Here is a 20,766-nt window from a genome sequence, read left to right on the forward strand (position 1 = left end):
ACATCTCGCCCTTCAACACGTTGATCAACTGCGGCAGCTCGTCCCGGAGCCGGGCACGGCGGGCCACACCCCCACCACGACGCACCGCAACCACCCGACGCACCACACCCACCACGACACACCGCAACCACCCGACGCACCACCCCCACCACGACGCACCGCAACCACCCGACGCACCACACCCATCACGACGCACCACACCCCCCGTCGCACCGCAAAGACCGGACGCACCGCACCCACCCGTCGCACCACAGCCACCCGACGCACCCCAATCAGGCCACGCACCGCAAAGACCGGACGCACCGCACCCACCGCACGCCAAGAGCACCGCCCGACCCCGCGGACACCCCAGCCCGAACCCCCGCCCCACCGTCGCCCGCGATCCCGCCCCACCGTGGTACCGGCCCGACTAGCCTCGACAGGAGGGCCGGGCGCGACGCCTGCGGAGGTGATTCGGATGGCCGCACCCACCGACGCGGCGGTGCTGGTCGGGCTCGGCACGGAGCGCAACCTGCCCGTGGTCAGGCTGGCCGCGCAGGAGGCCGCGGCGCACAACCGCCCGCTGTGTCTACTGCACGCGTTCAACTGGACGGCCGCGCTGCAAGCGCCGTCGGTCGCGGGGCCACGCGCGCACGCCGAGGAACTGATGTCCCGGGCCACGGAGATCGTCGCCGAGGTCGAGCCGGGGCTGCCGGTGGGCGGCGAGATCGTCGAAGGTGCCCTCGTCGACACCCTGGTCCGCCGGTCGGAGACGGCGTTCCTGCTCGCCGTCGGGGACGGCGGCATGGCGACCAGCGGCGAGTGCGTGTCGGTGGAAACGCCCACGGTGCAGCTTGCCGCCCGCGCCGGCTGCCCGGTGCTGGTGGTCCGCCGGGAGCCGCCCCCGCAGGGGCCGGTGCTGGTCGGGGTGGACGGCTCCGACAGCTCGCAGGCCGCGTTGGAGTGGGCGTTCGACTGCGCGGCCCGGCGGAAGGCGCGGCTGTCGGCGGTCCGCGTCGTCGAGTCGGAGCAGGGCGCGGAGGATGCCGAGCTGCTCGTCGGGTTGGTGGCGCGGTCGGCGCGCCGGTTTCCGTCGGTGGCCGCGGAGTGCCACACGATCCGCGGCGATCCCGGCAGTGTCCTGGTGGAGCAGTCCCGTTCGGCGCAGGTGGTGCTGGTCGCCGCCCGGGGCGACGAGCCGTGGCGGGGCATGCTCGGCGCGGTGAGTCAGGCGCTGCTCTACCACTCCCCCGCGCCGCTGATCGTCGTGCGCGGGCTGACGGGGATTTCGGGGCACGGGCGCGATGCCCAGCGCCCACGGGACCAACGGCCCTGATCCACACCGGCGTCGACCGGCGATGCTGGGGCCGGCCCGGACGAATCCGCGCTCCGAGGATGCAGGATTCCCCTACCCGCGAGAGGCTCATGCAGTATGGACACCGCTCTCGACCTGCACAGCCCCCTGACCGATGACGAGCTGCGCCGGCTGGACGCTTACTGGCGGGCGGCGAACTACCTGACCGTCGGGCAGATCTACCTGCTGGACAATCCGCTGCTGCGCGAGCCGCTGGCCCCCGAACACGTCAAGCCGCGCCTGCTCGGCCACTGGGGCACCAGTCCCGGCCTGAACCTGCTCTACGCCCACCTCAACCGGGTCATCGTCGCCCGTGACCTGTCCGCCCTGTTCGTCACCGGTCCCGGTCACGGCGGCCCGGCGATCGTCGCGAACACCTGGCTGGAGGGCACCTACAGCGAGCTGTACCACCACATCGGCCGCGACGAGGCCGGCATGGCCGGTCTGTTCCGCCAGTTCTCGTTCCCCGGCGGCATCCCCAGCCACGTGGCGGCGGAGGTGCCGGGTTCGATCCACGAGGGCGGCGAGCTGGGGTACGCGCTCAGCCACGCCTACGGCGCGGCGTTCGACAACCCGGATCTGCTGGTGGCCTGCGTCATCGGCGACGGGGAGGCGGAGACCGGTCCGCTGGCGGGAAGCTGGCTCTCCAACGTCTTCCTCAACCCGGCCCGCGACGGCGCGGTGCTGCCGATCCTGCACCTCAACGGCTACAAGATCGCCAATCCGACGATGCTGGACCGGATCGACGAGGACGACCTCCTCGCCATGATGCGCGGCTTCGGCTACCAGCCGTACGTGGTCGCCGGCGACGACCCGGCGACGGTGCACCAGGCGCTCGCCGGCACGCTGGACCGGGCGCTGGACGAGATCGCCACGATCCAGCGGCGGGCCCGCTCGGGCGGCGCCGTCGAGCGCCCCCGCTGGCCGATGATCGTCCTGCGTACGCCGAAGGGCTGGACCGGTCCGCGGGACGTCGACGGCAAACAGGTCGAGGGCACCTACCGCGCGCACCAGGTGCCGCTGTCCGAGGTGCGCAAGAACCCGGAGCACCTGGCCGCGCTGGAGCGCTGGCTGCGCAGCTACCGACCGGAGGAGCTCTTCGACGCCACCGGCGCACCGGTCGCCGAGCTGGCCGCGCTGCCGCCCAGGGGCGAGCGGCGGATGAGCGCCAATCCGGTCACCAACGGCGGGGCGGTGCTGCGTGACCTGGCGTTGCCGGACTTCCGCGAGTACGCCGTCGACGTGCAGCGGCCCGGCGAGACCGTGGCCGGCGCGACCGGGGCCCTCGGCCCGTGGGTACGCGACGTGATCACCGCCAACCCGCAGACATTCCGCCTCTTCGGCCCGGACGAGGTGGCCTCGAACCGGCTCGGCGCGGCGTTCGAGGTCACCGGCCGGGCCTGGATGGCCGGCACCGTGCCCGGCGACGACCACCTCTCCGCCGACGGGCGGGTGATGGAGGTCCTCTCCGAACACCTCTGCCAGGGCTGGCTGGAGGGCTACCTGCTGACCGGCCGGCACGGCATCTTCACCAGCTACGAGGCGTTCATCCACATCGTCGACTCCATGGTCAACCAGCACGCCAAGTGGCTGAAGGTGACCCGGGGCATCCCGTGGCGCGAGCCGGTGGCCTCGCTGAACTACCTGCTCTCCAGCCACGTGTGGCGGCAGGACCACAACGGCTTCTCCCACCAGGATCCGGGTTTCATCGACCACGTGATGAACAAGAAGGCCGAGGTGGTACGCGTCTACCTGCCGCCGGACGCCAACACCCTGCTCTCCACGATGGACCACTGCCTGCGCAGCCGGCACTACATCAACGTGGTGGTGGCCGGCAAGCAGCCCGCCCCGAACTGGCTGTCGATGGACGAGGCCGTCCAGCACTGCCGGCGCGGCATCGGGATCTGGGACTGGGCCAGCACGGACGCCGGCAGCGAGCCGGACGTGGTGCTCGCCTGTGCCGGGGACGTGCCGACGCTGGAGACGCTGGCCGCCGCGGACCTGCTGCACCGGCACCTGCCGGAGCTGAAGGTACGGGTCGTCAACGTGGTCGACCTGATGCGCCTGCAACCGCCGACGGAGCACCCGCACGGGCTGTCGGACAAGGAGTTCGACACGATCTTCACGCGGGACAGGCAGGTCATCTTCGCGTACCACGGGTATCCGTGGCTCATCCACCGGCTGACCTACCGGCGGACCAACCACGAGAACCTGCACGTACGCGGCTACAAGGAGGAGGGCACCACCACCACGCCGTTCGACATGGTGATGCTCAACGACCTGGACCGTTTCCACCTGGTCATCGACGTCATCGACCGGGTGCCTGGGCTGGCCGACCGGGCCGCCCACCTGCGGCAGGAGATGGTCGACGCGCGCCAGTCCTGCCGGGACTACACCCGCGAACACGGCGAGGACGACCCCCGGGTCGCGGAGTGGCGCTGGGTCCGCGAGACGGACCCGGGACTCCGGGGGGACCAGTGAGCGCGAGGAGTGAGCTTGCGAGCCCCGCAGTCGCGCACGAAAGGCCGGCACCAGCGGGCGCGAGGAGGCACCTCGTGACCCCCGCAGTCGCGAACGAGAGGTGGACCCGATGAGCGGCAACGAGATCCTGGTCGGCTACGACGGCTCCGCCGACGCCTCCGCCGCGCTGGAGTGGGCGCTGGAGGAGGCCGGCCGCAGCGGACGGCCGGTGCGGTTGGCGTACGTCTTCGAGTGGCTCACCGTGGCCGGCTGGATCGGTCCCGGCGTCGCTCCCGGCATCTGGCCGGACGAGACGGCCCGCCAGCAGGTCGAGGAGCTGGTCCGCAAGGCGGCGGCGGACGCGTCCGCCGCGCACCCGGAACTGACCGTCACGGGTGAGGTGTTCGACGGGCCGCCCGCGTTGGTGCTCCAGGAACGTTCGGCGCAGGCGGACCTGCTGGTGCTGGGCACCCGGGGACACGGCGGCTTCGGCGGGCTGCTCGTCGGCTCGACCGCGGTGGCCGTCACCGCCCACGCGCACTGCCCGGTCGTGGTGATCCGCGGCGAGTCGGCCGCCGGTGGGCGCACCGGGCACGTGGCGGTCGGCGTCGACGGGTCCGAGTCTTCGCTGCTGGCGCTGGGCTTCGCGTTCGAGCAGGCCGAGGCCCGGCAGGTGCCCCTGCACGTGGTGCGGGCCTGGCAACCGCCCACCGGCCAGCGTCCGCCGTCGGGCCCCGATGCGCGGGAGGCCACGGCGGCCGACCGGGCCGAACTGGACGAGCCGCTCGCCCGGTGGGGCGCGACGTTCCCCGACGTGGCCGTCGCCGTGGAGGTGACGGAGGGCAGCGCCGCGTCCCTGCTGGTCGACGCGAGCCGCGACGCGCGTCTGGTGGTGGTGGGCACCCGGGGCCGGGGCGGCCTGAAGGGGATGCTCCTCGGCTCGGTCAGCCAGCAGCTCATCCAGCACGCGCACTGCCCGGTGGCGGTGGTCCGGGAACGCTGAGCGGTCAGGAAGGGCCCTCTGCTATCGCATTCTGATGTGCAGGGGGCCCTTCCTTGCACGCAGCACCCCACCACCCGCCGGCTACGCACGACGTCCCGACGAGGGCGCTCAGCGGCTCTCGGCCGGTTCCGCCGGGCTGAGCGAGAAGTAGTCCTCCTCCTCCTGGGCGAGGTGCAGCCGCAGGATGGCCGCCAGGCCGTAGAGGGCGGCGAGCAGGTCGGTGAGCTGGTCCCGGCGCAGCGGGCCGTCGCCGGCCTGCGCGAGGTGGGCGCCGATCCGGTCCACCAGCCGCCGGATCTCCACGTGGGCGCGGCTCATCGTCGAGGTGGCCTCGGCGCTGCCCAGCGGGTCGGCCAGCGCCGGATAGAGGTGGCGCTCCTCGGCCGCCTCGTGCGGCAGCACCTGGTCGACCAGCCGGCGGTGCGTCTCGCGCAGCGTCGGCAGGCACTGCGGCGCGTCCGGCGCGGTGGCGACCAGGTCGGCGGTGTCCGTCAGCGCGGCGAGCACGTCGCGGATCCCGCCGTGTTCGGCCGCGTACCGGTCGAGCAGCTCCCGGGTGCCCGGCGGCACGTCGCGGCGGCGTAGCCCGCCCCCGAGGGCGCGCAGCGCGTTGAGGATCACCAGCACGTCGATGCCCTCCTGGAGGAACGCCCCGGCGACCGGCGGGAGCCAGCCCAGGGCCGCGGCCAGCATCGCCAGCACCGCGAGGCCCATCCCCACGCTGGCGCTCTGCACCGCGATCCTGCGGGCGTACCGGGCGATCTCCACCGCGTCGGCGAGCCGGTCCAGCCGGTCGACGGTGAGCACCGCGTCGGCGACGTCGGCCGAGGCGGTCGCCCCGGTGGCGCCCATGGCCACGCCGACGTGCGCCTCGGCGAGGGCGGGGGCGTCGTTCACCCCGTCGCCGACCATCACGGTGACGGCCCGGCGCGCCTCCTCACGTACGCGGGTCGCCTTCTCCGCGGGGGCGCACCGGGCCACCACGTCGTCCACGCCCACCACCCCCGCCACCTGGGCGGCGACGTCGGGCCGGTCCCCGGTGACCATCACGATGCGCCGCAGCCCCGCCTCGCGCAGCCGGCGCACGGTGCGGCGCGCGTCGGGGCGTACCGGGTCCTCCAGCAGGATCGCCCCGAGCGGGTCCCGCTCGCCGCTGACCCAGACCACCGAGCGGCCGGCCAGCTCGGCTCGGGACCGGGCGCTCACCGCCCAGTCGGGCAGGTCGCCGTCGAGCTGGCCGACCCGCACCTGCCGCCCGTCGACCGACCCGCGTACGCCCCGGCCCGGCTCCTCGGTCACCCCCGCCGGCTCGGTCAGCGACAGGCCCCGCTCGCGCGCCTGCGCCACCAGCGCGCGGGCCAGCACGTGCGGGGAGAGCTGCTCGACCGAGGCGGCGAGACGCAGCACGTCGTCGCGGTCGCCGCCGGGGGCGGCCACGACCTCGGCGGCGCGGGGACGGCCGGCCGTCAGTGTGCCGGTCTTGTCGACCAGCAGGGTGCGGGCCCGGCCGAGCAGCTCCAGGGAGCCGCCGTCGCGGACCAGCACCCCGCGCCGGGCGGTACGCGACAGCCCCGACACGATCGCGATGGGGGTGGCCAGCAGCAGCGGGCACGGGGTGGCGACCACCAGCACGGCCACCGCCCGCACGAACTCGCCGGAGAGCAGCCAGCCCAGCCCCGCCAAGACCAGGGTGAACGGCACGAACGCGGCGGCGTACCGGTCGGCGAGGCGCACCATCGGCGCCTTGTGGGCGGTCGCCTCCTCGGCGAGCCGGACGATCCCCGCGTACGTGCTTCCCGCCGCGTCCCTCGTCGCGCGCATGCCGAAGCCGGCGCCGGCGTTGACCACGCCGCTGGCGACCTGCTCGCCGGCCGCGCGCCGCACCAGCCGCGACTCGCCCGTCACCACCGACTCGTCGAGGGTCACCGGCTCGTCGACCTGTCCGTCGACCGGCACCACGTCGCCCGGGCCGACCAGCAGCCGGTCCCCCGCCGCCACCCGGTCCAGCGGCACCTCCTCGACGCTCCCGCCCGGGCCGCGCCGGCGGGCGGTGCGGGGGGCGCGGGCGAGCAGCGACCGCAGGTCCCGGGTCGCCCGCCCCTGGGCGTACGCCTCCAGCGCCCGCCCCGTGGCCAGCATCACCGCGATCACCGCCCCGGCCAGGTACTCCCGCACCACCAGCGCGCCGACCAGGGCCAGCACGGCGATCACGTCCACCCCGAACTGCCGGCGCCACAGCTGCCGCAGCACAGACCAGGCGGCGGGCAGCAGGGCGGCCACGGTGGCGGACGCCCACACCACCTCGGCCGCGCCCCGCCGGCCGGCGAGCCACAGCACCGCCCCGGCCAGCACCAGCACCGTCACCCCGGCCAGGGGCGCCCAGAGCAGCAGGCGCGAGCGGTCCCGCCGTACCGGCTGCTCCGGCACGCACTCGCGCGGTTCCGTTCCCACCTGCGGATCGTCTCAGCGCCGACCGCGCCCGGGAGGGCATCCGCGCGAACCGGCAGGGGCTAGCTGCCCTGCCACGCGGGGACCTGCGTACCGTGCGTCGGCAGGGGGGATGACGCAGGATGGAGCGGCAACCCCGCCCGGGGCACCGTCGGGCTGGGGCACGATGGGGAGAAACGGAAAGGTCGTGACCATGAGCCACGAGACACCGGCGGCGGAGCGTCCGCTGACCACCGCACTCGCGGAGGCCGCCGCGACGGCCGGGCACGCCCCGTCGGTGCACAACAGCCAACCGTGGCGGTGGCGGGTGCTGCCGGACGCGCTGGAGCTGCGGGTGGTCCGCGACCCGAAGCTGACGGCGACCGACCCGGAGGGCCGCCTGCTGGCGTACAGCTGCGGGGCGGCGCTGCACCACGCGCGGGTCGCGCTGACCGCGGAGGGCTGGACCGCCGTGGTGGAGCGGATGCCCGACCCGACCGACCAGGACCTGCTGGCCCGGCTGACCGGGATGGCCCGCGCGGAGGCCGACCCGGAGGCCATGCGCCTGGTGCAGTGCATGCAGGTGCGGCACACCGACCGGCGCCCGGTCAGCGAGGAACCGGTGCCGACCGCCGCTCTCGGGGAGATCGCCTCGGCGGTCGCCGCCGAGGGCTGCCAGCTCCAGTTCCTCGACCGCGACAACGTCCTGGAGCTGGCCGCGGTCGCCAGCCGCGCCGCCTCGGTCGAGGCGGAGGACTCGCAGCTGCGCGAGGAGTTGGAGTACTGGACCAGCCGGGCCGGCACCGGCACCGGCCTGCCGCCGGAGGTGCTGCCCGCGGAGGCGCCGCAGACCACCGTGCCGGCGCGCGACTTCGGCCGCCCCGGCACCCTGCCGGTCGGTCCCGGGCACGACCGGGCCGCCGTGTACGGGCTGCTCTACGGCGACGAGGACGAGCCGGACAGCTGGCTGCGCGCCGGCGAGGCGCTCTCGGCCGCCTGGCTGACCGCGACCCGGCTCGGGATCTCCGTGGTGCCGCTGAGCGGGGTCGTGGAGGTCGCGGGCACCCGGCAGACGCTGCGCGGGCTGCTGGCGGGCCTCGGCTACCCGTACCTCGTGATCCGGCTGGGGCTCGCGGACCCGGCGCACGCGGGCCCGCCGCACACCCCGCGCATGGAGGCCGCGCAGGTGGTCGACACCTCGGCGGTCCGCTCCCCCGACGCGTAACGCGGGCAGGACCACGGCCACCGGGCGGCTACCATCGCCCGGTGGCCGCCAGCGAACCGAGTCCCCGCCCCGAACCGCACGTGACCCCCTCACTGGGGCTCAGCCCGCTGTCCCGGGTACGGCTCGACGAGCTGCTCCAGGAGATGCTGGACCGGGTCGGCGAGGTGGTGACCAGCCGGGAGCGGCTGCGTGCCCTGCTCGACGCGGTGGTCGGCATCGGCACCGACCTGGACCTGCGCAGCACCCTGCAACGGATCGTGGAGTCGGCCTGCGAGCTGGTCGGCGCCCGCTACGGCGCGCTGGGCGTGATCGGCCACGACCGCCTGCTGCACGACTTCATCACCTACGGCATCGACGCGGAGCTGCACGCCAGGATCGGTGACCTGCCCCACGGGCGGGGCGTGCTCGGCCTGCTCATCGACGACCCCCGCCCGCTGCGGATGCCCGACATCACCCGGCACCCTCAGTCCTACGGGTTCCCGCCGCACCACCCGCCGATGCACAGCTTCCTCGGCGTTCCCGTGCGCATCCGCGACCATGTCTTCGGCAACCTCTACCTGGCCGAGAAGCAGGGCGGTGCGGAGTTCACCGAGGACGACGAGGAGATCGTCGTCGCGCTCGCCGCCGCCGCCGGCGTGGCGATCGAGAACGCCCGCCTCTACGCGCTGGCCCACCGCCGGGAACGCTGGCTCGCGGCGACCGCCGAGATCACCACCGTGCTGCTGGGCGAGGTGCGCCGCACCGACGCGTTGACGCTGGTGGCGCGGCGCGCCCGCGAGGTCGCCGAGGCGGAGGTCGCCCTCGTGCTGCTCTACGACCCCGACGGCGAGAAGTTCACCGTCGAGGTGGTCGACGGGGCCGACGAGCAGGCCGACGCCCTGGTCGGCACCGCGCTGCCGGCGGCCGAGACGAGCTTCGCCGCCGCCGTCATCGAGGGCCGGCACGACCAGGTGGCGGACCTGGCCCACGCCGCGCCCTGGCCGGCGCTGCTGCGCACCGGCCCGGCGATGGTCGCGCCGCTGGCCACCGCCGACACCCTGCACGGGGTGCTGGTGATCGCGCACCGGGCCGACCGGGCGCCCGTCGCCAACGACGACGACATGGCCATGCTGGGCAGCTTCGCCGGGCAGGCCGCCCTGGCCCTGGAGCGGGCCCGCGGGCAGGAGGAACGGGAGCTGCTGGTGGTTCTGGAGGACCGCGAGCGCATCGCCCGGGACCTGCACGACGTGGTCATCCAGCGGCTCTTCGCCACCGGCCTGCAGTTGCAGAGCGCCGCCCCGATGACGACGAAGCCGGAGGTCGCCCGGCGGATCAACGCGGCGGTCGACGACCTGGACGCCACGATCAAGGACATCCGCCGCACCATCTTCGAGCTGCGCACCCCGATGAGCGCGGCGCTGCGCACCGAGATCCGGGAGGCGATCGAGGTGGCCGCCGAGTCGCTGGGCCACCGGCCCCGCCTGGAGCTGACCGGGCCGATCGATAGCGCCGTCCCCGACGCGGTCCGCCCCGACCTCACGGCCGTGCTGCGGGAGGCGCTCTCCAACGCCGTACGGCACGCGCAGGCCGACCGCGTGGCGGTGGCGGTGCGGGTCGAGGCGGGCCGGGTGACCGTGACCGTCACCGACGACGGGGTGGGCTGCGACCCGGCCGCCGCGCGGGGCGGCCTGGTCAACCTGCGCGAGCGCGCCGAGCGCCACGACGGCGAGTTCGTGGTACGCCGGGCGGTGCCCCGGGGCACCGAGGTGTGCTGGTCGGTGCCGCTGCGCGACTGAGCCCGCAGGCGGCGCCGTTATGCGACTCGGCCCGGAGGCGGTGCGGCTGGGCCCGCAGGCGTCAGTGGGACTTGCCGAGGAGGCGGGTGGCGAGGACGGCCGCCTGGGTGCGGCGCTCCAGGCCCAGCTTGGCCAGCACGCTCGAGACGTAGTTCTTCACGGTCTTCTCGGCCAGGAACATCTTCCCGGCGATCTCCCGGTTGGTGAGGCCCTCGGCCACGTACTCCAGGATCCGCCGCTCCTGCTCGGTGAGTGACTTCAGCTCGCGGGGCTGCTCGACGCCGCTGCGGATGCGCTCCAGCACCCGGGTGGTGATCGCCGGGTCGAGCAGCGACTGCCCGGCCGCCACCCGCCGCACCGCGTCGACGAGGTCGGTGCCGCGGATCTGCTTCAGCACGTAGCCGGACGCGCCGGCCATGATCGCCGCGAAGAGCGCCTCGTCGTCCTCGTACGAGGTGAGGATCAGGCCCTTGATCGAGGAGTCCACGGCCCGGACGTCCCGGCACACGTCGATGCCGTTGCCGTCGGGCAGCCGCGCGTCGAGGATCGCCACGTCCGGCCGCAGCGCCGGGATGCGCCGGGCCGCCTCCTGGGCGAGGCCGGACTCGCCGACCACCTCGATGTCCCCGCTGCTTTCCAGCAGGTCGGCCAGGCCACGGCGGACGACCTCGTGGTCGTCGAGCAGGAACACGCGGATCATCCCTCGTTTCTACCCGCTTCCCACCCCCTCCCGCACGGGTCGAAGGTCCCGAACCGGCAACGCCCGCGCCACCGGCGGCCCGAGCCGTCCCTCCGACCAGTGGCGGGGCGGTCGAGCCGAGGTCACCGGCCCGCGACACGGCCGAAGTCCCGTACCTGCGACGGGGCCGGTCGGGCCCGGCGGGACGGGACGTCCGGCCCTGCCCGGGCGACGCCCCGGTGACGCACCGTGGAGACGTACCACCCGCCGGCGCACGATCTGCCACGGAAGGAGCACGACCATGGACACCCGCTTCACCGTCGAGCAGCTACGGGCCGCCGCCACCGACGCCGTACGCGCCCCGTCGCTGCACAACACCCAGCCGTGGCGGTTCCGGCTGCGCGACGGCGGCATCGAGGTGCTGGTCGACCCGGACCGACGCCTGCCGGCCACCGACCCCACCGGCTGGGGCGTGCGGATCGCCTGCGGGGCGGCGCTGTTCAACCTGCGGCTCGCCCTGGCCGTTGCCGGCACCCCGGCGACGGTGCGGCTGCGCCCCTACCCGGCCGAGCCGGACGTGGTGGCCCGGCTGGTGCCGGACGTGCCGCGTCGCCCCACCCCCGCCGAGCAGGCCCTGCACGCCGCCATCCCCCGCCGGTTCAGTAACCGCGCGCCGTTCTGGCCCGACCCGGTGCCCGCCGACGCCCGCTGGCGCCTCACCGAGGCGGCCCGCGCCGAGCAGTGCTGGCTGGAACTGGTGGTCGGCGTCAGCGCGGTGAACGCGTTCGGCGAACTCGCCCGCAGCTCCCACCGGGTGCTGGAGCGGAGCCCGCAGTACCGGGCCGAACGCCAGGAGTGGGTACGCTCCACGCCCGCCCCGGACGGCATTCCGGCCGCGTCCGGCGGCCCGCAGGGCGAGCCACAGGACCTGCTGCCGTCGCGGGGCTTCGGCGGCCTCGACCGGGCACCCGGGCGGGACTTCGAACCCGAGCCGCTGGTGGCGGTGCTCGGCTCGCCCGGCAACACGGCCGTCGACCAGGTCGTCGCCGGGCAGGCGTTGCAGCGGGTACTGCTGACCGCGACGGACTCGGGGCTGGCGGCGTCGATGCTGTCCCAGCCGATCGAGGTGCCGTCGGCGCGCGATCAGCTGCGGCTGTCGCTGGGGCGCTTCGGCACCCCGCAGATGGTGCTGCGCGTCGGCTACGGCCAGCCGGGCTGGCCGACCCCGCGCCGCGACGTGAACGAGGTGCTCGACTTGCCTGTTTCCCAGGTCTGAACAACACACGGTGCCGGACGCCGGCTCCATCCGGCCGCTGGCATTCGGGATGCGGAACGGGCGAGGCCGCGCGGATTCGGTAACGCCCGCCTGCGAGCGAGGGGGGCACACCGGGGCCGGAGGCGGGCACCCGCCACCAGCCCCGGGGGCGTGACTACCGGTAGCTCCAGACCACCGGCCGGGCCTTGTAGATCGCCGCCCCGGAGAGGTAACGGTTGCCGACGTAGGACCCGTTCAGCCGATACAGCCAGACGTTGCCGTTGCCGTAGGTGCCGTCGCCGTTCGCGCCGCTGACCTTGGTGGTGAAGACCAGCCCGCCTGAGTGGTTACCGACACTCTTAATCTTGCTTGTGTCGATGTATCCGGGTGCCCGTTGGAATCGGTTGCGGTTGATGTCGTACCGGTAGACGTGGCTGGTGTTGCTCATCCACAGGTTGGCGGAGGTGCCGTAGACCGGTGACAGGTCGTGCACGTTGCCGGTGACCTTCCGGCAGGCGGCGTTTGTGAGTTTGGGAGCGGTGGCCGCGCCGCTCACCTTGTAGCTGCACAGCCGGGTGCCGCCAGCGGCCCAGAGGCGCTTGATGGCACTGTCCCAGTAAACGGCGTGGGCCTTGGCGAACGCCTTCGTGGCGGCCGGGCTGGTCCTGCCCTTGCCGTAGAGGGTGAGCTTGCCGGGGTCGGAGGAGGCGACCACGACAGCGCCGTTGGGCAGCAACTCGATGGCGTGCGGGTTGCCGCCCGGCGTGACCTGGTACCGCACCTTGCGCGTGGCGTAGTCGACGATCCCGGCCCGGCCACCCGAAGCGGCCACCAGGACCACGTACCGCGAGCCCTGCTTGCGGAACTTGACGTCGGAAAGGTTCTTCCAGCCACTACCGGCGGGTCGCTTCCACGACCACTGGGCCGAACCCGCCGTCCACCGACTGACGCCGGCGCTGAAGATCCTGACCCCGTACCGCTGGTCGACCACCGCGACCCGGTCGCTGGCAGCCTGTGCGCCGGTCGGCACGACCAGCACTCCCGCCATGCCCACCGTCGCCGCGCCGAGGGTTGCGCCGATCGCGCGCCACCGCCGTCGCGTCCTGTCTGTAGATCGCATCATCGCCATGCACCCTTCCCTTGACGAGCCCGTCGGGGGGCGTTGACGGGTGCGGCCGACGGAACACCGGCCCGCACCCAACGACTCATGGTGTTCGAACATATGCGTTCGGTAACGAGCTGGCAGTGGTTGCGTCGGATGGGCGACGGGCGTTGGAGGACCGGGCTTTCCTCCCGTGTCGAGGCCGCTTCAGCAGTCCGTCGCGGAGAGCAGCGCCGCCTCGCGGTCGGGGTCGAGCCCGACGGGGGCGCGCTGCGGTCGGCCCGCCCGGGGCGGGACGGCGCCCACCTCCCGCAGCCACGCCCAGGTGTCGGCGACCGTCTCGGCCACCGGGCGGCAGGTCAGCCCGGCCGCGTACGCGCGCTCGACGCCGCGCTCCTGCAACCAGCGGTACTCGTGCCCGGCCGGAACCCAGATCGGCAGGTCGTTCCACGGCTCCACGCCGGCGGCCAGGATCGGCCCCGGGTCGGTCCAGCGCAGCCGGGCGTCGGCGCCGGTGGCCGCGAGGCAGGCGTCGAGCAGCTCCCCCATCGTCGCGTGCCCGGGGCGGCTCACCGCGTTGAACGTCCCGCCCGGGCCCGCCGCGCCCAGGTCCAGCATCCAGCCCGCCAGGTCCCGCACGTCGATGTACTGCACCGGCAGGTCGACCGGGCCCGGCGCCAGCACGTCCCCGCCCTTCGCGATGCGCGTCAGCCACCAGGGCAGCCGGCCGATGTCCTCCCCCGGCCCGAGGATCAGCCCGGCCCGGGCGATCAGCGCCCGCTCGCCGAACGTCTCCCGCACGGCCCGCTCGGCGCCGGCCTTGTTGGCCGGGTAGCCGCCCTCGTCGGCGTCCGGCTCCGCGTCCACCACAGGAGCGTCCTCGCCCACCCCGGTTGCGACGGGCCGCGCGTAGACGGATCCGCTGGAGACGTAGACGTACCGGCCGACCCGGTCGACCAGCGCGCGGGCGGCGTCGCGCGCCGCGCGGGGCGCGCCGTCCCAGGTGTCGACCACCAGGTCCCACTCGCCGTCCGCGAGCGCCGCCAGGCCGCCGGGCGCGGTCCGGTCACCTCGCAACCGGTGTACGCCCTCCGGCGTCGCGCCGTGCAGCCCCCGGTTGAACACGGTCACCGTCCAACCCCGCCGTACGCCCTCGGCGACCGTCGCGCCGCCCACGAATCCCGTTCCGCCCAGCACCAGCAGCCTCATGCGCTCCACTGTGCCCGCTCCCGGCGGCGCTCCGGTCCCGTGTTCACGGTCAGCGGATCTGCCCATGGCAGAACGCCGGCCGGACGGCCCCTGATCCGAAGTGGACTGCGGATGCTTCCGGCGGTGCGGGAAGAGGTGTTTGACAGCGCGCGCGTCCGGCTCGCCCCCGACAGGGCAGGACCGCCCTCGGCGCCCCGTCGGGAACCCGACACGTCCCCCCTCGCCGCGCCGTCATTCCGTAGCGTTCCGGGTGCTTTCGGTTGGGTCTGGGGGAGGCACGGGTGTCCGAGGTCGTCGTTGAGGTCAGTTTCACGCCGCTGCCGGAGGACGACGATTTCGTCCTCGACCAGCTGACTGACGAGCTCGTGGAGGACCTGGGCGACATCGGCGAGGTGCGGCGGCTCGAGGCGCCCACCGGTCCTGACAGCAAGGGCGTCGGCGAGCTGGTGCTGGCCACCGTGGCTGCGGTCGCCGGCGCCGACCCCGGCTACGCGCAGGCACTCGTGGACCTGGTGGTGGGCTTCCTCCACCGCAACCAGGGTCGCCGGGCACACCTGAAGATCGGTGCCGTCGAGCTGACAATCGACCAGGCGACCAAGGCGGAGACCGCCCAGCTGATCGACCTCGTCCGTGACGCGATCGCGCATTCCCGCTGATGGGTCGGCATGCCCTGGTGCTCGGCACGGCGACCTACCACGCCGCCCCGAAGCTCACCGCGCTGCCCGGCGTCCGGCAGGACGTCGAACAGGTGCGGACCGTGCTGGACAGCGACGGCGACTTCGACAGCGTCGACGCCCACGTCGACCTGCCCGCGGCGCGCATGAAGCAGGTCGTCGAGGAGTTCTACGGCGCCCGGCGCACCGGTGATCTCGCGCTCTTCTACTACTCCGGCCACGGCATCCAGCACGACGACCGGCAATCCCTCTTCTTCGGCACCATCGACACCGATACGACTCTCCTGCACACCACGGCGTTCGATGTCGAGGGCGTCCTGCGGCACATGCTCAACCACACGAAGGCCAGCCAGAAGGTGGTCCTGCTGGACTGCTGCTTCTCGGGCTCGTTCACCGCCCGGCACCGGTTCAGCGCCGGCGTACGGCAGGAGCCCCGGCGTCTCAAGCGCGAGCGTGGCACGTTCATGCTCCAGTCGAGCAGCCATCTGAAGGCGTCGAAGGCGCAGGGCCCGGACCGGCCGTCGGTCTTCACCGAGGTGCTGCTCAGCGGTCTCCGCGGTGCGGCCCGGGCAACTGCGGAGGACGGCTGGATCACCGCGAGCGACCTCTCCCGGTACGCGATGACTGAGATGTCACGTCGCCGGGCGGAGAAACCGGTCGAGTCGAGCGAAGGTGTCACCGACCCGATTCCGCTGGTCGCGGGGTCGGACGAACGGCCACAGCGGAGCCCGGGCGTACGGAGCGACGAGCCCGAGGACGCACCCTTCGACGCCGAGCGGTGGCGTCGTCTGCTCAACTACCACGTCGCCTGCCTGCAGCGCTCCGCCGTCCTGCAGTTCTTCGTGAACCCGGCGAACAAGGACTCGTACCTCGCTGCGCCCCCGGGCCGGGAGATCATGCTCTCGGCCACCGAGCCGGTCGCACTGAAGGAGCGCGGCCAGCGGCTGGCCGGGCTGGCCGAGGCTGGTGGCCGCTCCCTGCAGTACGGCTACGCGATCGTGGCACTGCAGCAGAAGGGCACCCAGCAGGTACGACTGGCGCCCCTGCTCGTCTCGGACCTGACCGTGGGGGACGACGGGTTGGCGCACCCGGCGCCGCCACAGCCCAGTCCAGCCCTGATCGACCATTTCCAGCTGGCTGCGGTCGAGGCGGACGAACTGCGGCAGGCAGTGGCCGAACGACTCGTCCCCGGCGAGCACAAGTCCCTCGCCGAGGTGGCCGATCTGGTGGCGAACACGTTCGGGCTCAAGCCGGTGTCCGCCCTCGACCCGGAGAATCTGGTCGGGATGGTCAACCGCGGGCCCGTCAACCGGGTGCAGAACGCCGGAATGCTGTTCGCCTCGGGCAGCACGGAGTCCCCTGAGCGACAGCTGATCGAGGACCTGCAGGACATCATCAAGAACGCGGGGAAGATCGCATCGACCGCACTCGGCACGTTGTCCAGCGGTGTCGAGGCCGGGGCGGATGAGCAGGACGCCGACGTCCTGACGGTGGCGTTGAGTTCGGTCAACGAGACTCAGGAGGACGTCATCCGGGCGGCGATGAGCCGACCCCTGACTGTCGCGCAGGGGCCGCCCGGCACCGGCAAGAGCCAACTGGTGACCGCATTGCTGGCGACCGCCACGGCCGCCGGGCAGAGCGTGCTGATCGGCTCGACCAACAACCGCGCTGTCGATGAGGTCGTCGAGCGGGTCACCGGCATGGTCGGCCCGGGCCTGGTGTTGCGTACCGGGAACAAGGAGTACCGGCAGCAGGAGCCGCAGTACCTCGCCGAGGTGATGCAGGCATGGCCCCCGCCGGTGCCGGAGGCCGGCGGGCCGGCCAACGAGTTACGACTCGTGGCGCAGGAGATCAACCGGTTACGCGAGGATCTCGACGAGCGTCGCCACCTTGAACGGGATCTCGCCGACCTCGCCTTCGAACGGGACCGCTCACTCGCCGACACCGACGACGCCGTCCTGGCCAAGCTGGTCGACCTCACCGACCGGGCACTGACAAGCCGATGGTTCGGGTGGTGGTATCGCAGGCGACTGCGGTCGCGAGGTGTGTTCGACCGGGATGCGATCACCGCCCTCGGTGAACAGGCGGTCATCGAGCAGTGCTGGCGCGAGCGACGCCACCGACTCCAGTCCCGGCCGGGCACCGCCGAAGAAGTCTGGAAGCGGCTACGGACGCTGCAACACGACACCAGACCCGAGCACAGCGACCAACTGCTGCGTGCCCAGATCGCCGCCCGGGTGGTCGGCAACACGACCCTGCTCCGCAACCGCGCCGACGAGATGGCCAAGCCGGAAGCACGAAGCTGGGCCTACATGAGCGAGCTTCTCGCCGCGCTACCGGGCTGGGCCGTCACCGCGATGTCAGCCCGCCGGCTGCTGCCCAGGGCGGGGCTGTTCGACCTGGTGATCATCGACGAAGCCGCGCAGTGCACCGTCGCTGCCATCCTGCCGATGCTCTACCGGGCGAAACGCGCCCTGATCATCGGCGACCCGCGGCAGCTCACACCGGTCGTCGAGCTCTCCGACACCGACGACCGGGGCGAGCAGGCCCGCGCCGGGCTCGGACACGAGTGGCTGACCAGCCGGCGGCTCACCCACCGGAACCATTCGGCGTACGAGGCGTTCGCGACCGCGGCGGGAAGCACCATCCTGCTCGACGAGCACTACCGCTGCCACCCGGAGATCATCGACGCCCCGAACCGGGTCGTCTACCAGAACCGGCTGACGGTTCTCACCGACCCGGCCCGGCTGGCCGCACCGGCCGAGTCCGCCACCCGCTGGGTGGACGTGTCCGGCCGCTTCACCCGAGGCGCCACAGGTTCCGGCCGCAACGCCGACGAGGTTCACGCCGTGGTGGGCGAGGTCCAGCGGCTACGCAAGGAGTACCCGGGCGTCACGATCGGCGTGGTGACGCCACTGGCCGAGCAGCAGCGGATCCTGGACCGCGCGCTCCAGGACGCCGGCCTCGCCGACGACCTGCGGTGCGCGACCATCCACAAGTTTCAGGGCAGCGAGAAGGACATCATGGTCGTCTCGCCCGTCGGCGCGCACGGCATCAGCGAGCGCACCCGTGGCTGGCTCGTCGAGCAGACGAACCTGTGGAACGTGGCGATCACCCGCGCCAGGTCCCAGCTGATCGTCGTGGGTGACCGTTCGTGGTGGTCCGGGCAACGCGGACTGCTGGCCGATCTCGCCAGCCCGCCCGCGCCGACGGCCACGGACGCCGGCGTCGACGCGCGACCGGTCGACCAACTGATCGTCGGCCTACGCGACGCCGGGCTGACAGTGCGGTGGGGCACGCCACTGCCGGGTTATCCGGTCGATCTCACGCTCAGCCTTCGCGACAAGAGCCTGGCGGTGCTGGTCGACGATCCCGAGGGTGACCCGGACGGGAGGCCGCTACGGCGGATCCTGAGCAGGCTCGACATCGTCGCCGCGGCCACGGAGGTCAGGCGGGTACCGGCCTGGCGCTGTCTCGCCGAACCGGAACAGGTGGTGAAGGAACTGCGCGACGCAGTCGAGGGAGGCATCCGCAAGGGCGACGCCTGATCACCGTTCAGCAGGGAAGACAAGCTGGTGGGCGATACTGGGTTTGAACCAGTGACCTCTTCCGTGTCAAGGAAGCGCGCTCCCACTGCGCCAATCGCCCGGGGGTGACCGCCCGACCCGGCAGGCCGGATCACGAGGGGCGGATCGCGAGCGGACGACGGGATTCGAACCCGCGACCCTCACCTTGGCAAGGTGATGCGCTACCAGCTGCGCTACGTCCGCGTGCCGCCGGTGTTCGTCGGCGACGGAGGAAACTCTACCCGACGGCAAGATCGCCTGGCACGCCGCCCCGCCGACGGCCGGACCGGACGATGATTGCGCTGGTAAACCACGGGGTACTGGGGCCATCGACAGCACACCACATCCCCTGACCAAGGAGGCTGTCGTGGGTATCGGCACCAGCATCTTCCTGATCGCGCTCGGCGCGATCCTCACCTTCGCGCTCGACGCGAGCCTCGGCGGCATCAACCTCGACGTCGTCGGGTGGATCCTGATGGCCGCCGGCGTGCTCGGCCTCATCATGACCACGCTCATCTGGGGACGTCGTCGCCAGGTGGTCAGCACGACCGAGCCGGTCGAGTACCGGCGGGTCGAGGAGCGCCGGGACGTCGCCCCGCCGCTCTGACGCTCATCCACGCGGCCGCCGGAGCTGAACGGTCGCGCAACGCACCGCCGACGTGCCGGTCACCCGGAGCAGGGTGGCCGGCACGTCGCGTCCGCCAGCCGTACGGCCAGCCCCGGCGCCCGACAGACGAACGGCGGGCGGCGGACGCGGCGGGCGGCGGGCACGGCGAGCGCCGATGCATGCTGCCGTAACGACGCTGTCGAGCTGATGTCACAGACGACTCAACCGCGACGGGTTACCTCCGCGAGCCGCCCCTGCCTCCGGACCGAAGCAGTCGCCTGCCAGCGCCGGCGGTGATGTCGCAGGTGGTGTACACCGAACCTGCTCGCCGCCGTGATCGCCCGGGCGATGATGTCGTAGACGACTCACCCCGACAGGCACACTCACGAGGCATCGCCCGGCCGTCTCAAGCCAGGGCCACGAGACACCGCCCGTCCTCGGCGAACTGGCCCGCCGGTCCGCCGCCGGTGGCTGCGGGCCCACCCCGCCGTGGCCGTCGGCGTTGGTCGCAGTCACGACAACTCGGCACAGGTGGGAAACGACGAAGGCCCGGCACCATTCGGTGCCGGGCCTTCGTGTTGGTGGGCGATACTGGGTTTGAACCAGTGACCTCTTCCGTGTCAAGGAAGCGCGCTCCCACTGCGCCAATCGCCCTCGTTTGTTACCGAGGTGGGGACGGGATTTGAACCCGCGTACACGGCTTTGCAGGCCGTTGCCTCGCCTCTCGGCCACCCCACCGAGGTTGCCCCCGTCATGCGTGGCGGCAGCTCCGAGCGGACGACGGGATTCGAACCCGCGACCCTCACCTTGGCAAGGTGATGCGCTACCAGCTGCGCTACGTCCGCACGTCTCCGGCGTTAACCGGTGACGGGTGAGAACTTTAGCCGAGCGGGCGAGCGGTTGCCAAATCGGGGTGGCTCCCGGCGAGTCTGGTGGCGTCGGTCACCGACAACGCCATCGGCATCCGGCTGCTCGACAACGTCCTCGCGCACACCCCGACGGTGACCAAGGCGTGGGTCGACGCCGGGTTCAAAGACGACGTGCAGATCCACGGCGCGATCAACGGTATCGACGTCGAACAGGTCCTTCGGTCCGACAGGACCGCCGGGTTCGTGCCGGTGAAGCGCCGGTGGGTGGTGGAGCAGACCAACGGCACGCTGATGCTGCACCGCCGCCTGGTCCGCGAGTACGAGAGCAGACCTGCCTCCGCGGTGTCCCGCACCTGGTCGGCCTCGACGGCGAACCTCATCCGCCGGTTGACCGGCACCACCACCACGTCCTGGCGCGACCAACGGTGACCCAGCCGACGCTGCTGACCCTGCTTGACTTGACAGGTTCCGGAGGACGCGACCGCGCTCGGGTCTGCTGCACCGATAGGTGACATCTGAGATGGCTTGCCCTGTGGGCGGGCTGGAAGGATGTCGCTGTGCCCAAGCCCTACCCCCGAGAGT

13 protein-coding genes, 5 tRNA genes and 1 pseudogene are annotated in these 20,766 nt (G+C 72.9%); 10 read left to right on the forward strand and 9 right to left on the reverse strand.

The window, feature by feature from the left end:
* The first annotated feature begins 457 nt into the window (after positions 1–457).
* The 3 genes from AB0B83_RS26870 to AB0B83_RS26880 all read left to right on the forward strand — a co-directional run bounded on the left by AB0B83_RS26870 (position 458) and on the right by AB0B83_RS26880 (position 4,796).
* The gene (locus tag AB0B83_RS26870) at positions 458–1,315 is read left to right on the forward strand and encodes a universal stress protein (RefSeq protein WP_357580494.1); all 858 of its coding nucleotides are present in this window, start codon (positions 458–460) and stop codon (positions 1,313–1,315) included.
* Positions 1,316–1,411: 96 nt separating this feature from the next.
* On the forward strand, positions 1,412–3,814 hold the full coding sequence (locus tag AB0B83_RS26875) for a phosphoketolase family protein (RefSeq protein ID WP_357580495.1): 2,403 nt from the start codon (positions 1,412–1,414) through the stop codon (positions 3,812–3,814).
* A 109-nt stretch (positions 3,815–3,923) separates the two neighbouring features.
* Positions 3,924–4,796 carry a universal stress protein gene (locus AB0B83_RS26880; RefSeq protein WP_357580496.1) on the forward strand — a complete coding sequence of 291 codons (873 nt, stop codon included), beginning with the start codon at positions 3,924–3,926 and terminating at the stop codon, positions 4,794–4,796.
* Between the two features lie 108 nt (positions 4,797–4,904).
* On the opposite strand, the gene AB0B83_RS26885 is transcribed toward AB0B83_RS26880, so the two are convergent.
* The gene (locus tag AB0B83_RS26885) at positions 4,905–7,247 is read right to left on the reverse strand and encodes a heavy metal translocating P-type ATPase (protein WP_357580497.1); all 2,343 of its coding nucleotides are present in this window, start codon (positions 7,245–7,247) and stop codon (positions 4,905–4,907) included.
* Between the two features lie 190 nt (positions 7,248–7,437).
* On the opposite strand from AB0B83_RS26885, the gene AB0B83_RS26890 reads away from it, so the two are divergent.
* Together AB0B83_RS26890 and AB0B83_RS26895 are read left to right on the forward strand one after the other, a co-directional pair.
* Positions 7,438–8,448 carry a nitroreductase gene (locus AB0B83_RS26890; protein WP_357580498.1) on the forward strand — a complete coding sequence of 337 codons (1,011 nt, stop codon included), beginning with the start codon at positions 7,438–7,440 and terminating at the stop codon, positions 8,446–8,448.
* Between the two features lie 143 nt (positions 8,449–8,591).
* Positions 8,592–10,223, forward strand: coding sequence for a GAF domain-containing protein (locus tag AB0B83_RS26895; RefSeq protein WP_357580504.1), 1,632 nt, complete (start codon positions 8,592–8,594; stop codon positions 10,221–10,223).
* 61 nt (positions 10,224–10,284) lie between these two features.
* Here the strand turns inward: AB0B83_RS26895 and AB0B83_RS26900 are convergent, their stop codons facing one another.
* The gene (locus AB0B83_RS26900; RefSeq protein ID WP_132233210.1) at positions 10,285–10,923 is read right to left on the reverse strand and encodes a response regulator transcription factor; all 639 of its coding nucleotides are present in this window, start codon (positions 10,921–10,923) and stop codon (positions 10,285–10,287) included.
* Positions 10,924–11,203: 280 nt separating this feature from the next.
* Between AB0B83_RS26900 and AB0B83_RS26905 the strand changes: the two genes are divergently transcribed.
* Complete coding sequence (locus AB0B83_RS26905; RefSeq protein WP_357580499.1) at positions 11,204–12,178, forward strand: nitroreductase; 975 nt, start codon at positions 11,204–11,206, stop codon at positions 12,176–12,178.
* Positions 12,179–12,332: 154 nt separating this feature from the next.
* Here AB0B83_RS26905 and AB0B83_RS26910 read toward each other — a convergent pair whose 3' ends face one another.
* Together AB0B83_RS26910 and AB0B83_RS26915 are read right to left on the reverse strand one after the other, a co-directional pair.
* Complete coding sequence (locus AB0B83_RS26910; RefSeq protein ID WP_357580500.1) at positions 12,333–13,286, reverse strand: DUF6528 family protein; 954 nt, start codon at positions 13,284–13,286, stop codon at positions 12,333–12,335.
* Positions 13,287–13,466: 180 nt separating this feature from the next.
* Entirely contained in the window at positions 13,467–14,468 is a 1,002-nt protein-coding gene (locus AB0B83_RS26915) for an NAD-dependent epimerase/dehydratase family protein (protein WP_357580501.1), read from the reverse strand.
* A gap of 281 nt (positions 14,469–14,749) precedes the next feature.
* On the opposite strand from AB0B83_RS26915, the gene AB0B83_RS26920 reads away from it, so the two are divergent.
* Complete coding sequence (locus tag AB0B83_RS26920) at positions 14,750–15,124, forward strand: hypothetical protein (protein ID WP_357580502.1); 375 nt, start codon at positions 14,750–14,752, stop codon at positions 15,122–15,124.
* The gene (locus AB0B83_RS26925) at positions 15,124–18,690 is read left to right on the forward strand and encodes an AAA domain-containing protein (RefSeq protein ID WP_357580503.1); all 3,567 of its coding nucleotides are present in this window, start codon (positions 15,124–15,126) and stop codon (positions 18,688–18,690) included. The genes AB0B83_RS26920 and AB0B83_RS26925 overlap by 1 nt, the downstream gene beginning before the upstream one ends.
* 25 nt (positions 18,691–18,715) lie before the next feature.
* On the opposite strand, the gene AB0B83_RS26930 is transcribed toward AB0B83_RS26925, so the two are convergent.
* Positions 18,716–18,790, reverse strand: a tRNA-Val gene (locus tag AB0B83_RS26930).
* 49 nt (positions 18,791–18,839) lie between these two features.
* Positions 18,840–18,912 (reverse strand) — tRNA-Gly (locus tag AB0B83_RS26935).
* 163 nt (positions 18,913–19,075) lie between these two features.
* Here AB0B83_RS26935 and AB0B83_RS26940 point away from each other — a divergent pair.
* Positions 19,076–19,315 carry a DUF6458 family protein gene (locus AB0B83_RS26940; RefSeq protein WP_091620076.1) on the forward strand — a complete coding sequence of 80 codons (240 nt, stop codon included), beginning with the start codon at positions 19,076–19,078 and terminating at the stop codon, positions 19,313–19,315.
* A 579-nt stretch (positions 19,316–19,894) separates the two neighbouring features.
* On the opposite strand, the gene AB0B83_RS26945 is transcribed toward AB0B83_RS26940, so the two are convergent.
* From AB0B83_RS26945 to AB0B83_RS26955, 3 genes are all read right to left on the reverse strand, one after another.
* Positions 19,895–19,969 (reverse strand) — tRNA-Val (locus AB0B83_RS26945).
* Between the two features lie 13 nt (positions 19,970–19,982).
* Positions 19,983–20,053: transfer RNA gene (locus AB0B83_RS26950), tRNA-Cys, on the reverse strand.
* A gap of 34 nt (positions 20,054–20,087) precedes the next feature.
* Positions 20,088–20,160: transfer RNA gene (locus tag AB0B83_RS26955), tRNA-Gly, on the reverse strand.
* A gap of 84 nt (positions 20,161–20,244) precedes the next feature.
* Here AB0B83_RS26955 and AB0B83_RS26960 point away from each other — a divergent pair.
* Positions 20,245–20,613: pseudogene (locus tag AB0B83_RS26960) on the forward strand (IS5/IS1182 family transposase); the annotation flags it as partial.
* Between the last annotated feature and the right edge of the window lie 153 nt (positions 20,614–20,766).

The organism is Micromonospora sp. NPDC049060 (assembly GCF_040649055.1).
Classification (GTDB): Bacteria; Actinomycetota; Actinomycetes; order Mycobacteriales; family Micromonosporaceae; genus Micromonospora; species Micromonospora reichwaldensis.

Coding starts and splice junctions, on each gene's coding strand:
- AB0B83_RS26925 (WP_357580503.1), top strand. CDS start 15,124: ATGGGTCGGCATGCCCTGGTGCTCGGCACGGCGACCTACCACGCCGCC.
- AB0B83_RS26890 (WP_357580498.1), top strand. CDS start 7,438: ATGAGCCACGAGACACCGGCGGCGGAGCGTCCGCTGACCACCGCACTC.
- AB0B83_RS26895 (WP_357580504.1), top strand. CDS start 8,592: ATGCTGGACCGGGTCGGCGAGGTGGTGACCAGCCGGGAGCGGCTGCGT.
- AB0B83_RS26900 (WP_132233210.1), bottom strand. CDS start 10,923: ATGATCCGCGTGTTCCTGCTCGACGACCACGAGGTCGTCCGCCGTGGC.
- AB0B83_RS26905 (WP_357580499.1), top strand. CDS start 11,204: ATGGACACCCGCTTCACCGTCGAGCAGCTACGGGCCGCCGCCACCGAC.
- AB0B83_RS26875 (WP_357580495.1), top strand. CDS start 1,412: ATGGACACCGCTCTCGACCTGCACAGCCCCCTGACCGATGACGAGCTG.
- AB0B83_RS26915 (WP_357580501.1), bottom strand. CDS start 14,468: ATGAGGCTGCTGGTGCTGGGCGGAACGGGATTCGTGGGCGGCGCGACG.
- AB0B83_RS26870 (WP_357580494.1), top strand. CDS start 458: ATGGCCGCACCCACCGACGCGGCGGTGCTGGTCGGGCTCGGCACGGAG.
- AB0B83_RS26910 (WP_357580500.1), bottom strand. CDS start 13,286: ATGGCGATGATGCGATCTACAGACAGGACGCGACGGCGGTGGCGCGCG.
- AB0B83_RS26880 (WP_357580496.1), top strand. CDS start 3,924: ATGAGCGGCAACGAGATCCTGGTCGGCTACGACGGCTCCGCCGACGCC.